The 13,438-nt window shown below is 73.0% G+C and carries 10 protein-coding genes; 6 read left to right on the top strand and 4 right to left on the bottom strand.

Features of this window, described 5'->3' with window-relative positions:
* The first annotated feature begins 61 nt into the window (after positions 1-61).
* From ACWEPL_RS14270 to ACWEPL_RS14245, 6 genes are all read left to right on the top strand, one after another.
* The gene (locus tag ACWEPL_RS14270; RefSeq protein WP_452436380.1) at positions 62-919 is read left to right on the top strand and encodes a thiopeptide-type bacteriocin biosynthesis protein; all 858 of its coding nucleotides are present in this window, start codon (positions 62-64) and stop codon (positions 917-919) included.
* Positions 920-924: 5 nt separating this feature from the next.
* The gene (locus ACWEPL_RS14265; RefSeq protein WP_452436379.1) at positions 925-3,294 is read left to right on the top strand and encodes a lantibiotic dehydratase; all 2,370 of its coding nucleotides are present in this window, start codon (positions 925-927) and stop codon (positions 3,292-3,294) included.
* A 53-nt stretch (positions 3,295-3,347) separates the two neighbouring features.
* A complete protein-coding gene (locus ACWEPL_RS14260) occupies positions 3,348-3,494 on the top strand; it encodes a hypothetical protein (protein WP_363982701.1) in 147 nt (48 codons plus the stop codon).
* Positions 3,495-3,577: 83 nt separating this feature from the next.
* On the top strand, positions 3,578-4,759 hold the full coding sequence (locus ACWEPL_RS14255; protein WP_363982704.1) for a lanthionine synthetase LanC family protein: 1,182 nt from the start codon (positions 3,578-3,580) through the stop codon (positions 4,757-4,759).
* Positions 4,732-6,555, top strand: coding sequence for an ABC transporter ATP-binding protein (locus ACWEPL_RS14250; RefSeq protein WP_452436378.1), 1,824 nt, complete (start codon positions 4,732-4,734; stop codon positions 6,553-6,555). The genes ACWEPL_RS14255 and ACWEPL_RS14250 overlap by 28 nt, the downstream gene beginning before the upstream one ends.
* Positions 6,548-8,416 (top strand): ABC transporter ATP-binding protein, encoded by a 1,869-nt coding sequence (locus ACWEPL_RS14245; RefSeq protein ID WP_452436377.1) that lies wholly within the window; start codon positions 6,548-6,550, stop codon positions 8,414-8,416. The genes ACWEPL_RS14250 and ACWEPL_RS14245 overlap by 8 nt, the downstream gene beginning before the upstream one ends.
* Here the strand turns inward: ACWEPL_RS14245 and ACWEPL_RS14240 are convergent.
* From ACWEPL_RS14240 to ACWEPL_RS14225, 4 genes are all read right to left on the bottom strand, one after another.
* Positions 8,413-9,897 carry a protein kinase domain-containing protein gene (locus ACWEPL_RS14240; protein WP_452436376.1) on the bottom strand — a complete coding sequence of 495 codons (1,485 nt, stop codon included), beginning with the start codon at positions 9,895-9,897 and terminating at the stop codon, positions 8,413-8,415. The two genes, ACWEPL_RS14245 and ACWEPL_RS14240, sit on opposite strands and share 4 nt — an antisense overlap.
* The gene (locus ACWEPL_RS14235) at positions 9,897-11,393 is read right to left on the bottom strand and encodes a serine/threonine-protein kinase (protein ID WP_452436375.1); all 1,497 of its coding nucleotides are present in this window, start codon (positions 11,391-11,393) and stop codon (positions 9,897-9,899) included. Before ACWEPL_RS14235 ends, ACWEPL_RS14240 begins: the two co-directional genes overlap by 1 nt.
* A gap of 193 nt (positions 11,394-11,586) precedes the next feature.
* Complete coding sequence (locus tag ACWEPL_RS14230; protein ID WP_452436374.1) at positions 11,587-12,837, bottom strand: MFS transporter; 1,251 nt, start codon at positions 12,835-12,837, stop codon at positions 11,587-11,589.
* The gene (locus ACWEPL_RS14225; RefSeq protein ID WP_452436373.1) at positions 12,828-13,328 is read right to left on the bottom strand and encodes a MarR family winged helix-turn-helix transcriptional regulator; all 501 of its coding nucleotides are present in this window, start codon (positions 13,326-13,328) and stop codon (positions 12,828-12,830) included. Before ACWEPL_RS14225 ends, ACWEPL_RS14230 begins: the two co-directional genes overlap by 10 nt.
* Positions 13,329-13,438: the final 110 nt, after the last annotated feature.

Raw genomic sequence — 13,438 nt, 5'->3', positions numbered from 1 at the left:
ATGAACCGACTCTGAAGCCCCTCCCTGACGATCGTAGAGACGGCACCGAGGAGGTGGGCGAATGAAGCGGGCGGCGGAATCCGAGATACTGCCGGGGACGGTCCTGGAGGACACGGCGGAGCGCTGGCTCCAGTTCGGTCTCACGCCGATTCGGGAGCGGTCCGGCGACCTCTACGCGGAGCTGGCCGGGACCGCCCGGCAGGCCGTCCGCGACGGGCTGGCCCGCGACTTCTTCTTCATGCACAAGCCCCCCGGCCTGCGCATCCGGTTCCGGCCGGCGTCGCCCGAGCTCGACCCGCTGGTGAGCGACCGGCTGACCGCCTGGCGGCGGGACGGCGTGCTCGGCGACTGGCGTCCCGGCGTGTACGAGCCGGAGACGTACCTGTTCGGCGGGCCGGAGTCGATGCGCAGCGTCCATCGGGTCTTCACCGCCGACTCGCTGGCCTGGCTCGACTACCACCGGCTCCGCCTGGCCGGTCACGACCCCGGGCCCTCGTGGGCGATGTCGCTGCTGCTGCTCCGGTCGCTGTTCGGCGCGCTGCAGATCGTGGGCTGGGAGGATCTCGGGGTCTGGGAGCGCGTACGACGGCACCGTCCCCTCGCCGCGACCGCCGTCGCGGATCCGCGGTTCGCGCGGCTGGCCGCCGCGCTGCGAAAGGTCTGGCCGTCGCCCGACGCGCTGGCCGCCAAGCTGTCCCCCGAGGCGGCGGACCTCGCCGAAGACCACCGGCAGGTCGTCCGGCAGGAGGGCGAGCGCTGGTTCCGCGACTACTTCGAGAGCGGATCGGCCGCCATGGGACCGCGCGCGGTGGCGTCGTACCTGGTCATCTTCCACTGGAACCGGGCGAAGCTGCCGTCGGTGCGGCAGGCCCTGATCGCCGAGGCACTGCTGGCCCGTGAAGAGGGTGACGCGCGGTGACCACGATGAGCGAATCGGCCGTGCTCCGCGTCGCGGGGCTGCCCATCCGGCTCTGGCTGGCGGCCTCCTCCCCTGACCTGTTCGCGTGCGTACGCGCGCTGAACCACGTCCATGACGACTACCTCCGGGAGGCGTCCGACCTCGCCGGACGGCTCGGGGACGAGGTGGTGCCGAGGCCGGAGCTGCCGGCCGCGGCCCGGCGGGCGGTCCTCGCCGTACGGCGCCGCCTGCACCAGGGCCAGGCCCTCACCGGCGACCAGGCCCGCCGCCTGCGCGAGATCGTGACGGCCCCGGGCCTGACCGCCCACCTGGACCGCGTGGCCTCGCTGTCCGCCGAGCTCCTGCGGCTGGAGGAGCAGGCCGGGGCCCAGGTCGAGAAGGAGCACGACCGCCTGCTGGCGGCACCGTGGCACCTGCTCGGCTCCGTGCCCGGCGGCCGGGCCTGCCTGACCCCCGACGTGCTCGCGGACATCGAGCGGCGGCTGGCCCAAGGCGAGCCGTGGACCTCCAAGAAGCTGCGCAGGCGCAGCGACTACCTCTGGCGGATGATCGCCCGCGGCGCGGTCAAGACCACGCCGCGGACCTGGCTGGGCCAGGTGTCACTGGTGCCCGTGGCGGAACAGTCGCCCGGCCTCTCGGTGAACGGCCAGGTCGCCGTCGACTGGACGGAGAACGTGCACGCCAGGAGGCTGGAGCTGGCACGATCGGCCGCGGACCGGCTGCGCCGGGATCACCGGCTGTCGATGACGCCCCTGCACCGGGTGGAGGGCGACCGCCTCGCGGTCTGGACGGTCGATCAGGCCTCCGCCACGCCCGACCTGCTCGCCTACCGGCTGCGGCGGAGCCCCGCGCTCGACCGCATCGTCGAGGCCCTGCGATCCGGCGTCCGCCCGGTGTCCGCGCTGGAGCCCGGCTCGCCCCCGGGTCTCGTCGGCAAGCTCGTCCGGCTCGGCGTGCTCGAGGTCTCGGCGCCGCTGAGACAGCGACGCGGCCGATGGGAGAAGACCTCCGGCTCGACCGCCTCCGACGCCGGTGCCGGGTTCGTCGACGTGTACCGGCGCGCCGACGGCGCCTTCACCGCCGACCTGGCGGCCCTGCAGCGGGCCTTCGAGCAGTACCGCAGGCTCGGCCTGCTGATCGGCGAGGACGAGCCCAGGCCGGAGAGCAGGCTCCGGGAACGGATCGGCCCGCGACCGCGCCCCGTCATGGACGTGTTCGCCGAGGAACTGGCGGCCCGGACCGAGGAGGGAGAGCTGAACCACCGGGCTCTCCCGCAGAACGCCTGGCCACCGGCGCACCGCCCCGGCTCCGGCTACGCGCGGCTCCTGGACCTGATGGCCGCGTCGCCGGACACGGCACCCGTCATCGACATCACCCCGGCGATGCTCGACGCCGTCGGGGCGCCGGACGCCCCGATCACCTGGCCGGTCGACTGCGTGGTCCGCCCGCTCCCCGGCGGCGGATGGGTGCTGGACAACGCCGGCCCGGCCGCGGTCCTCGACGCGCGCTTCGTCGAGACGCTGCGGCGGCTGCACGGGACGGTGCCGGCCGCCGACGCCTACCGGGCGTTTCTCGCCGAGCTCGACCGAATCAGTGGCGTACCGTCAGTGGAGCTGCTGATTCCGCCGCTGGTACCGCAGGCCGCCAACGCGATCCGCAGGCCGAGGTACACCTCCCTCTGGACCGGCGACCCCGACCCCGGCCATTACGGCACGACGTGGCGTACCGGGGCGGCGCGGTACCTGCCGCTGGGAGAGCTCACCGCGCATCGTGAAGCGGATCGGGTCGTGATCTCCCACGCCGGCAAGCCCGTACGGATCTGCACCCATGCGACGCGCAGCCCCCTGACGCCGTGGAGCGTGCTGACCCGGATCCTGTGCGCCGACTCCCAGCAGCATGCCCCCCGGTACCGCCGGTTGCGCTGCTCGCTCACCGCGTTCCCCGGACGCTCCTTCGTCCCCCGGATCACCGTGGCCGGATCGCTGGTGGTCTCCGCCGCGCAGTGGCGGATCCCCGCCGATCGGCTGGACCTCTCCGGAGGCGGGGACCTGGCCGGGCTCCGGGCGCTCAGCAGGCTGCGGGACCGGCTCGGGCTGCCCCGGTGGGTGTTCGTCGCCGGCCCGTCCGGATACCGGCCGCTGGCCTGCGACCTGGAAAGCCTGCGGGCGGTCCGGGTGTTCGAGCAGGCCCTCAAGGAGCTCGCGGCCGGGGACGAGCTCACCGTCACGGAGATGTTGCCCGCGGCCGACGAGCTGAGCGTGTCGGACCACGGTACCGAGCGCGTGGCCGCCGAGGTCGCCGTTCGATTGCCCCACGCGGTGCCGCCCACAGCGCTGGCGGCCGCCGCGGCCCAGATTTCGGCCGGAACGACGTGACCGGCCGGATGCCCGAAACACCCCGTCAAGGCAAGACAGAAAGGTGGCCAGCCATGTCCGAGAACACCACCCCCGAGCCCCAGGACATCCCCGAGCCCCAGGACGACGTCGAGGAACTGGTCGACGAGCTCGAGGTCCACAGCATTTCGGACCCCGCGTTCACCGACCCGTGCAGCGGAATGTGCACCGGGACCTGCTGAACCGCGATCGCCAGGGGCGCCGCGAACAGGCGGCGTCCTTGGCGATCCACATGTGAGCCGGCATCCGCTGAAAGGGCATCGTCGTGACATCGACCCACGTGCTCGAACGAGCCGCCGTGCAGGCGGTCGCCGAGACACTCCTCCGGGAATACGCCGTGCCGGCCGAGCCGGCGCAGAACAGGCCGGACTCCGGACCGGCCATCCTCGCCGCGCTGGCCGCCGGTGAGACTCGTCCGCCGGACGAGTCAGCCGCCTCCCGCGCCGTGGTCACGTGGCTGCGCGACTTCCGCAGCCCTCACTACCACCCGGGCCTTTTCGGCGGCGGCGCGTCGTCCAGGATGTTCGGCCTGCGGATCGCCGCCACGGCGTGGCCGCGGCTGAACGAGCCGCTGGCGAAACAGCGGGCCAGGCTCATCGAGTACGTGGCCGCCCCGCGCTGGCGGACCACGAAGGTCGGCTGGGAGGACTACGACCTCATCGTGGGCCCGGCAGGCGTCCTCGTGGCGTTCGCCATCGATCCCGGCATCGACGCCGCGGGCCGGGCACCGCTGATCGCCCGGCTGGCGCTGCTCTGCGAGGACGAGGCACTGTCCAGGTTGCGGGTGGGCCAGTACCAGGGCGAGAAGCTGCGCGGCTGGAACGTCGACCGCATCAATCTGGGCCTGGCCCACGGGCTGCCCGGCATCGTGACCGCTCTACGCGCCGCCGCCGACGCCGACGGGCTGAGCGAGGAGCTGAACGACCTGCTGCGCCGGCTCGCGGGCCGGCTGGTGGCCGAATCCTACGTAGACGACAGAGGTGTGATCACCTGGCCGTTCGGGACCACCCGGCTGGACGGCCATCGCGCGCCCAAGGGAGACGGGCGGCGGCAGGCGTGGTGCTACGGCTGTCCCGGCAACGCCTGGACACTGTGGGAAGCCGCACGCGTGCTCGGCGACGACGACCTGGCCGCCTTCGCCCTCGAGTCGGCGCGATCGTTCCTGGCGGCGTACGACGATGACCTTTATCTGGACGACCTGGGCATCTGCCACGGGGCCGCCGGACTGATGCTCGTGTTCGACTCCTTCGCCCGATGCGCCGGGCTGCCGGAGGCGGCGAAACTCGCGGATCACCTGACGGACCACCTCATGGGCCGCCTCGACGAGCCCGCCGCGCTCGCGGAGACCGGCTGGTCGTTACTGATGGGCGCACCCGGGATGCTGTCCGCGCTGCTGACGAGGAGCGGAGGTGACCGGCGATGGCTGGCCGCACTGGGACTGAGGTGACCCGCGGTCGCGGCGCGAGCGGCGTGCTGGAGGTGCTCCGCCTCCTGCCGCGCGTGTCGCTCCCGCTGACCGCTGCCCTGACCGCCGTCGTGCTCCTGCAGGCCCTGCTGAGCAGCGGATTCATGCTGGCCGGCGCCGCCGTCGTCGGAGACGTGGCAAGCCGTGCGGCCGGTGACGCGGGCCTCGCGCTGGATCTGGCCGTCTTCATCGCCGTCTTCGTGGCGCGGCTGGCCCTCACGCCCGTCCTGGGGATGATCTCCGGCGAGCTGGCGCGGCGGCTCAACGCGACTCTCGGCCAGACGACCCTCGAAGGAGCGCTCCGGCCGGTCGGCATCGGCCATCTCAGCGATCCCGCGATCGCCGACCGCATCCAGCTCGCGCAGGGACTGGCGACGGGCTATCCGCCCGGCGACGCCGTGACGTCTCTCACGAGGCTCGCGACCAGCCGGTTGGGCGGGCTCGCCGCGGCGATCCTGCTCGCCACCGTCGAATGGTGGCTGCCGCTGCCGCTGGCCGCCGCGTGGATCACGCTGTCCCGATGGCGGCTGCGCGAGGTCAGGAAGGCCGTGGACGCCGAGGAAGAGTCGATGCCCGCGCTCCGGCAGGCCGCCTACGCCCGGGATCTCGCGATCGGCGACGCCGCGGCCAAGGAGGTCAGGGTCTTCGGCTTCCAGGACTGGCTGCACGACCGCTTCACCCGGGCCTGGCTCGTCGGCATGGACGCGCTGGCCGGGTCGGGCCGGCTGCCCAGCAGGACGGTGGGCCCGGTCGTGCTGGCGCTCTCCCATGCCGCCGTGTTCGCGTACCTGGCCTTCGCCGTGGCGGGCGGGCGGCTCGACGTGGAGTCGATCACCGTCGCCCTGCAGGCCATCGCGGCCATGGCCGCGCTGGGCTGGATCGGGGACATCCAGTGGATCCTGGCCCAGGCGAGCGCCACCGTGCCGCACGCCCTGGCGGTCGGCCGGCTCGGGGTGGAGGCCGAGCTCAGCCGGCCGGACACCGTCGCGCCGGACGAGCGGTGGCCCGCGCAGGGGATCCGGTTCGAGGACGTACGGTTCGGCTACCCCGACCGTCCGGTACTGAAGGGCCTCGACCTGAGCATCCCGGCAGGTTCGTCACTGGCGATCGTCGGGATGAACGGCGCGGGCAAGAGCACGCTGATCAAGTTGCTGGCCCGGCTCTACGACCCCGTCTCCGGCCGGATCACGGTCGACGGCGTGGACCTGCGTACCCTCGACCCGCTCGCCTGGCGCCGCCAGCTGGCGATCGTCTTCCAGGACTTCGTCCGCTACGAGCTGTCCTTGCGGGACAACGTCGGATTCGGACGGCTCGACGCCGACCGCTCCAACGGCGCGTTCGACCGTGCCGCCAAGCTCTCCGGCCTCAACGACTTCCTGCCCAGGCTCCCGGCGGGGTGGGACACCCCGCTCAGCCGCAGGTTCGAGGGCGGCACCGACCTGTCCGGCGGCCAGTGGCAGCGCGTCGCGCTGGCCCGCGCGCTGTTCGCGGTCGAGCACGGCGCCCGCGTGCTCGTCCTCGACGAGCCGACCGCCAACCTCGACGTGCGCGCCGAGGCCGAGATCTACCAGCACTTCCTCGAGATCACCCGCGGGCTCACCACGATCCTGGTGTCCCACCGGTTCGCCACGGTACGGCTGGCGGACCGGATCTGCGTGATCGACGGCGGCGAGGTCATCGAGTACGGCTCGCACGAGGAGCTGATGGCGCTCGACGGGCGGTACGCCCACCTGTTCACCCTGCAGAGCGCGCCGTTCAGGGAGGCCCGCCATGTCTGACCGAACCTCCCCGCGCGTCGCCGTCCGGGCCATGGCCCTGCTGATCGGGGCCGCCTTCAAGGCCGACGCCCCCAGGGCCGCCCTCGTCCTCGGGCTCGCGCCCGTGGTCGGCGCGGTCGCCGCCGTGACGGCGGTCGGCCTGCAGCGCATGGTGAACTCCGCGGTCGAGGCGGACCTGCCCGGCATGCTGACCGCCGCCCTCATCCTGGCGGGCGCGCTCGTCGCCGGCCAGCTCGCGGGCACGGTCGCCGCGGACCTGCGCATCCGGCTCCAGCAGCGGGTCGGGCTTCTGCTCGACCAGCGCATCATGGCGATGACCAGCGGCCTGCCGCACCTGGACCACCACGAGTACCCTCCCTACCAGGACCAGCTCGAACTGCTCCGCAGCCACCGCACCTCGCTCGGCTCGGCCTTCGGGGCCCTGGTGGAGAACCTGCGGGCGATCGTCGCCTTCGGCTCCACCGTCGCGCTGCTGATGAGCGTCCGCCCGGAGTTCCTCCTCCTGCTGCTCCTGGCCCTGCCCACGGTGCTCGCCGTACGGCGCGGCGAGCAGGCCACCGCCAGAGCGGAGGAGACGACCGTGGCCCCGGCGCGGCTGCGGCAGGGGCTGTTCACGACCGCCTGCTCCCCGAGCGCGGCCAAGGAACTGCGGGTCTTCGGCCTGCAGGAGGAGATCGCCGGCCGCCACCGCGCCCTGTGGGAGCAGGTCGACAGGCCCCGGCGGCAGGCGGAGGCCCGTACGGCCGTGTGGACCTCCGTCGGCTGGCTGATCTTCGGCGCGGGCTTCGCCGGCGCGCTCTACCTCGTCGTCACGGCGGCGGTGGGGGGTCAGGCGAGCCCCGGTGACGTCGTCCTCACCATCGCGCTGGGCGGTCAGCTGACCGGCAGCGTCTCCGGGTTGATCCAGATGCTCGCCTGGATGCAGAAGACGCTGCGCGCCATGGGCTACTACCTGTGGCTGGACGACCACGCCAGGGCCCGCATCCGGCCGCGGGAGGCGGGCGCCCCCGCGCCCTCCGCCGGCTCCGACCTCGTCCTGGAGAACGTCTCCTTCAGCTACCCGGACGCCGCCCGGCCGGTCTTGCGGGACGTGTCGCTGCGGCTTCCCGCCGGCCGCACCGTGGCAGTCGTCGGCGAGAACGGCGCCGGGAAGACGACGCTGGTCAAGCTGCTGTGCCGGCTGTACGACCCCACCGCGGGCCGGATCACGTACGGCGGGAGCGACCTGGCCGGCTACGACGTCCAGGCCTGGCGCGACCGGGTGACGGCCTGCTTCCAGGACTTCTGCCGCCTGGAGTTCCTGCTGCAGGAGTCGGCCGGCATCGGCGACCTGCCCCGCATCGACGACGAGCCCGCCGTCAGGGACGCCCTCGACCGCGCGGGCGGGTCCGGACTGCCCGGCCTGCTCCCCCATGGCCTGCGGACCCAGCTCGGCCCCACGTTCCCGGGCGGCACCGACCTGTCGGGCGGGCAGTGGCAGAAGGTCGCGCTGACCCGTTCGATGATGCGGGACGCGCCGATCCTCCGCGTCCTCGACGAGCCGGCCGCCAGCCTCGACCCGGCGAGCGAGTACGAGATCTTCCGGCGCTTCCAGATCGCCGCGAACCAGACGGAGAACGGCACGATCACGGTCTTCGTCTCCCACAGGTTCGCCACCGTGCGCACCGCCGACCTCATCGTGGTCCTGGACGGCGGCACGATCCGCGAGCTGGGCAGCCATGCGGAGCTCATGGCCCTGGACGGCCTGTACGCCACGCTCTACCGGCTGCACGCCAAGGGGTACGAGGAGACGAAGCCTTCGTGGACCGACGCCCTGGACAAGGACTTCGAGGACGCGCCACCGGTGGCGGCCGAACTCTAGGAGTAGCGCTCGCACACCGTGAACGCCACACTCCTGGTGGCCTTCGACGGTGTCAGCAGGTGGAAGACGATCGTGTGCCGGCCCGGTTCGAAGGCTCCGAAGGGGTTGCGCCGGTTCTTGGTCGTGCCGGTCACCCAGTCCGTCTTCCAGCCCTCGTCCTGGCCGTCCACCACCCAGCGGTAGCCGTACTCCATCTGCCTGCCTGACGGGCCCCTGAGCGAGGCGACCGGGAAGAGGCTGGGCGACCAGCAGCCCTTCTCGGTCCGCAGGCCGTCCAGCGTCAGCGACACCAGGCGTACGGTCCCCGCCGGCGCGGCCGTGGTCTTCGTGGCCTTCGTGGGCGTGGCCTTCGTGGGCGTGGGGGTCGGCCGGGCGCGGGAGACGGTGGGGGTGGAGCCGGCCGTCCTGGTGGGACGCGCCTTCCTGACCGGCGCGCTGGGCGTCTTGGCGGGGGTCCTGGCAGGTTTCTCGGCCGACGCGCCGGGTGTGCCGGTGGCTCCCTGGCCCGCGGCCGAGGGTGGGGGCGCGGGTGTCGTCGCCACGCTGGGGGCGGCCGTCGTCGCCGGTGCGGGCATCCACATGATCGCCCCGGCCACCAGGGCCCCGGCCACCGCCAGTGCCCCGGCGCCCGCCAGCAGCGCCTTTCCGCGCGGGCGGCGGGCCACGGTGCCGTCCCGGTGGCTCGCGACCTCGCCCGTCGGGCCGGTGGGCGGGGCGCCGATGAGCCGGAGCAGGACGTCCTGCATGGCGGGCCGGGCCGCGGGGTCCTTGGCCAGGCAGGCCAGCACGATCGGGCGCAGCGGACCCGGCAGGTCGCCCAGGTACGGCTGGTCGTGCAGGATGCGCCGGATCACCGCGGGCAGCGAGTCGTTGCCGAACGGAGGCGTCCCGGTGGCGGCGAACACCATCACCGACGCCCACGCGAACACGTCCACCGCGGGACCGAGCGGGGCGCCCGCGAGCTGCTCGGGCGCCATGTACGCGGGCGTGCCGACGATGCTGCTCGTCACGGTCAGCGAATGGCCGGCCGCGCGGGCGATCCCGAAGTCGATGACCCGCGGCCCGTCCCGGCCGAGCAGCACGTTCGCGGGCTTGAAGTCGCGATGCACCACCCCGGCCCGGTGGATCGCCGCCAGCGCGGTCGCGGTCGCCACCGCGAGCCGCTGCAGGTCGGCGCCGAAGTGGCGACCGGCCTGATGGAGCGAGGGCCCCTCGACGTACTCGGTCACGATGTACGGCCGCCCGCCCAGCGAGGCGTCGAGCACCTGGGCGATGCAGAACGGCTCCACCCGGCGCGCCGCGTCGATCTCCTTGGCGAAGCGGTGGTCGTCGGCCAGTCCGTCCACCAGCACCTTCACCGCGACCCGCCGCCCGTCGGGCCCCTGCCCGAGGTAGACCACGCCCTGGCCGCCCACGCCCAGCCGCCCGAGCAGCCGGTAGGGGCCCACGGCCGGGGGATCCTCCGGCAGGAGCGGGTTCATCACTCCGTCCCGACCGGGCAGATGGTGAACGAGAGCGCCCTGGACGCCGTCGCGGGCGAGGTGACGCGGAGGGTGATCTTGTGAGGGCCGTTCGACGTCACGAGCGGGCCGACGACCTGCATGGTGTGGGATTCGGCGATGACGGACTCGGAGCGCTCGACCACGCGTCCGTCCAGGATCCATTCGTAGTGGAACCTGGTGGCCAGCTTGGTCCCCTCGACCAGGCCGAAGGTGTTGGTCTGGCCGATCTGGCAGTCCTGGGTGTTGGCCTTCCTGGCGCCCATGGCCCGGATCCACACCACCCGGAAGGAGCCACCGCCCGACGAGGGCTTCGCCGACGCGGTCGTCGGCTTGGGAGCGGGCTGCGTCGGCTTCACGGTCTTCTTCACGGTCGGGGTCACCGGCTCCGACGGGCTCCTGCTCCTTTTCGGACGCTGGCGCGCTTTGGTCGAAGTCGAAGTCGGAGTCGAAGTCGAAGCGGGAGCCGGGGTCGAGGTCCGGGCCGGCGTCCCGGCGGAGGTCAACGCCAGTGCCTGCGTACTCGGCCGCTGTGGCTGGAACCGGACGTTCGTGGCCGCCCAGGCGACGGCGCCCGCGACCGCCAGCGCCCCCACCCCGGAGACGACCGCGATGACCGCCGTCCCCTTCCCGCGCCGCCGCCGTCCCGGGACCGTGGACACGCCGCTGCCGCCGCCGGCCCCGGCCGGAGGCCCGGGGGCCTGCCCGCCCAGGAGCCACAGCAACACGTCCTGCATGCTCGGCCGGTGGGCCGGATCCTTGGCCAGGCACGCCAGGAGGATCGTGCGCAGCGGTTGCGGCAGGTCGCCGACCTGCGGCTCGTTGTGCAGGATGCGGTTGATCACCGCGGGCAGCGAGTCCTCGCCGAACGGAGGCGTCCCGGTGGCGGCGAACACCATCACCGACGCCCACGCGAACACGTCCACGGCCGGCCCGATCCGCTCACCGGCGAGCTGCTCGGGCGCCATGTACGCGGGCGTCCCCACGATGCTGCTGGTGGCCGTCGCCCCCGCTTCGACGGACCGGGCGATCCCGAAGTCGATCACCCGCGGCCCGCCCTGCCCGAGCAGCACGTTGGCGGGCTTGAAGTCGCGGTGGACGATGCCCGCCTGGTGGATGGCAGCCAGGGCGGTCGCGGTCGCCACCGCGAGCCGCTGCAGGTCGGCACCGACGTGACGACCTGCCTGCTGGAGCGAGGGCCCTTCGACGTACTCGGTCACGATGTACGGCCGCGGGCCCAGCGAGGCGTCGAGCACCTGGGCGATGCAGAACGGCTCCACCCGGCGCGCCGCGTCGATCTCCTTGGCGAACCGCTCGTCGGCGAGCCCTTCGCGCAGCACTTTGATCGCGACCGGGCGACCGTCGGGCCCCTGGCTCAGGTAGACCACCCCTTGGCCGCCCGCACCCAGCCGCCCGAACAGCCGGTAGGGCCCCACGGCCGTGGGATCGCCCTCCCGCAGAGGCTCGACGCGCGACATGGGGCTCCTGTGACGACTGTAGGGGATCTTCGGCACCATAGCGGGAAATGTCAGACGCAGTGAGCCAGTCAGGTAAACCCGCGCGAGATCAGGCCACAGCGCCCGGCCCGCCGTCGGCACCATGATCCTCGGATGCCTGCGCCCTTACAGCTCACGAACGCCGGATGACCCGGCCGCTCCCGCAGCATCCTGGCTAGGTGCCGGTCGAGGCGGGGGTGGGGGCGGTGGAGGAGCGGCGCAGGTCCGGGGTGGACGCGCCCACCGCGGCGACGGCGGCGAGGCAGAGCAGGCCGCCGCTGATCAGGGCCGCCGCCCCCGAGGTGGCGTCCGCGACAAGGCCTCCGCGCATGTTGCCGAGGTCGGGGCCGGCCTGCCCGACGATCTGTTCGGCGGCGCTGACCCGGCCGAGCAGCTCGTTCGGGGTGTGCAGCTGGACGATCGTGCTCCGGGACACCACGGAGACGGTGTCGGCGGCGCCGGCCAGGACGAGGAAGGCCAGCCCGGCCCACGGGTCGGTCGACACGCCGAACAGCGCGAGCGCCCCGCCCCACGTGGCCGATCCGGCGAGCATGACCACGCCGGGCCGGGGCAGCCGGGTGAAGGTCCCGGAGAAGACGGAGGCCACGACGCCACCGACGGCTATGGCCGTGAGGAACAGCCCGAGCGTGCGCGGGTCGCCGCCGAACCGCTCCGCGTTGATCAAGGGGAACAGGCTGATCGGCATGGACAGCACCGTGGTGGCGAGGTCGGTGAGCAGGGCTCCGCGAACGACGGGAGTGCGGGACAGGAAGGCCAGGCCGTCCAGCACGCCGCGCAGTCCGGGGCGGGCGGGCGCACCCTCGGGACTCATCCGCGGCAGACCGATCACGCCGTAGAAGGCGGCGACGAAGGTGAGCGTGTCGATCAGGTAGCAGCCGCCGACGCCCAGCGCGCCCACGATCAGCCCGCCCAGCGCGGGGCCCGTCAGCATGGCGCCCTGGAAGGAGATACGTCTCAGCGCCAGCCCGGCGGCCAGCTGGTGCTTGGGCAGGAGGTGCGCGATGAACGTACGCGAGGCCGGGCCTCCGACAGCGCCGAAGCAGGAATGCGCGACCACCAGCCCCAGGATCCCGGCGGGCGGGAGGGGCCCGAAGAAGCCCTGGAGCGTGAGAAGGAGCGAGCACGCGGCATGCCCGATGGTCGTGATCAGGCAGAGCCTCCGGCGATCCACCCGGTCGACGAGCGATCCGGCGAACAGCCCGAGCACCACGAGCGGGATCGCCTGCGCCAGGCCGACGGCGCCGGTCCACGCGGTGCTGCCGGTCATCTCCCAGACCTGGAACATCACCGCGACGATCGTCATCTGGCTGCCGAAACCGGACAGGGCCTGGCCGATCCATAACCGCCGGAACCGCGGCGACGACCGGAGCGGGGTCACGTCGAGCAGCGTGCTCCTCAGCCCCACTCGGGGTCCTGTGCCAGCTTCTCGGCGATCCGGTCGTGGAAGCTCCTGCGTTCGAGAGCCTGCTCGATGTCGGTGACCACCTGGGAGAGCGGATAGGGGAGCTCGGCCTCGAGGTCGGCGAGGGCGGCTTCGGTGGCCCGCCACTCCGCCGCCAGGCGGCCGATGACGCCGCGGGCGCGGTCGGTGAGCGTCACCTTCTTGCTGCGCGCGTCGTCGCCCGCGACGGTCTCGACCCAGCCGGCCTCGCGCATCGCGGCCACCTTCTGGCTGAGCGCGGAATGCGTCCGGTTGACCGACTCGGCCAGTTCGGTGATGGTCATCGGTCCGCGGGCGTGCAGCCGGAGCAGCTCCATCACGTAGCTCGGCTTGAGCCCCTCGATCCGCTCCTCGGCGTAGGTCCGGGCGATGTCGGCGTCCATCGACGCCTGGAGCAGCCGCAGCGGGCGCCAGAGGCTCTGCCGGCTGGGGTCGAGCTCATGGGGATCGGCCATGAGCAAATCGTAACAGCACTTATATAAGTACTGTTAGATGTCAGGCATGGCGCCGCGCCCGTTCGTACGCGCACCTGGCCGACCGGCCTCGCCGGAGGCGGCGGCGAGCG

The organism is Nonomuraea sp. NPDC004186 (assembly GCF_053603495.1).
This window is presented reverse-complemented; position numbering and strand designations above follow the sequence as displayed.

What these genes read in the sequence shown, in the direction of transcription:
- ACWEPL_RS14270 (WP_452436380.1), top strand. Translation starts at nt 62, where the DNA reads ATGAAGCGGGCGGCGGAATCCGAGATACTGCCGGGGACGGTCCTGGAG.
- ACWEPL_RS14265 (WP_452436379.1), top strand. Translation starts at nt 925, where the DNA reads ATGAGCGAATCGGCCGTGCTCCGCGTCGCGGGGCTGCCCATCCGGCTC.
- ACWEPL_RS14260 (WP_363982701.1), top strand. Translation starts at nt 3,348, where the DNA reads ATGTCCGAGAACACCACCCCCGAGCCCCAGGACATCCCCGAGCCCCAG.
- ACWEPL_RS14250 (WP_452436378.1), top strand. Translation starts at nt 4,732, where the DNA reads ATGGCTGGCCGCACTGGGACTGAGGTGACCCGCGGTCGCGGCGCGAGC.
- ACWEPL_RS14245 (WP_452436377.1), top strand. Translation starts at nt 6,548, where the DNA reads ATGTCTGACCGAACCTCCCCGCGCGTCGCCGTCCGGGCCATGGCCCTG.
- ACWEPL_RS14240 (WP_452436376.1), bottom strand. Translation starts at nt 9,897, where the DNA reads ATGAACCCGCTCCTGCCGGAGGATCCCCCGGCCGTGGGCCCCTACCGG.
- ACWEPL_RS14235 (WP_452436375.1), bottom strand. Translation starts at nt 11,393, where the DNA reads ATGTCGCGCGTCGAGCCTCTGCGGGAGGGCGATCCCACGGCCGTGGGG.
- ACWEPL_RS14225 (WP_452436373.1), bottom strand. Translation starts at nt 13,328, where the DNA reads ATGGCCGATCCCCATGAGCTCGACCCCAGCCGGCAGAGCCTCTGGCGC.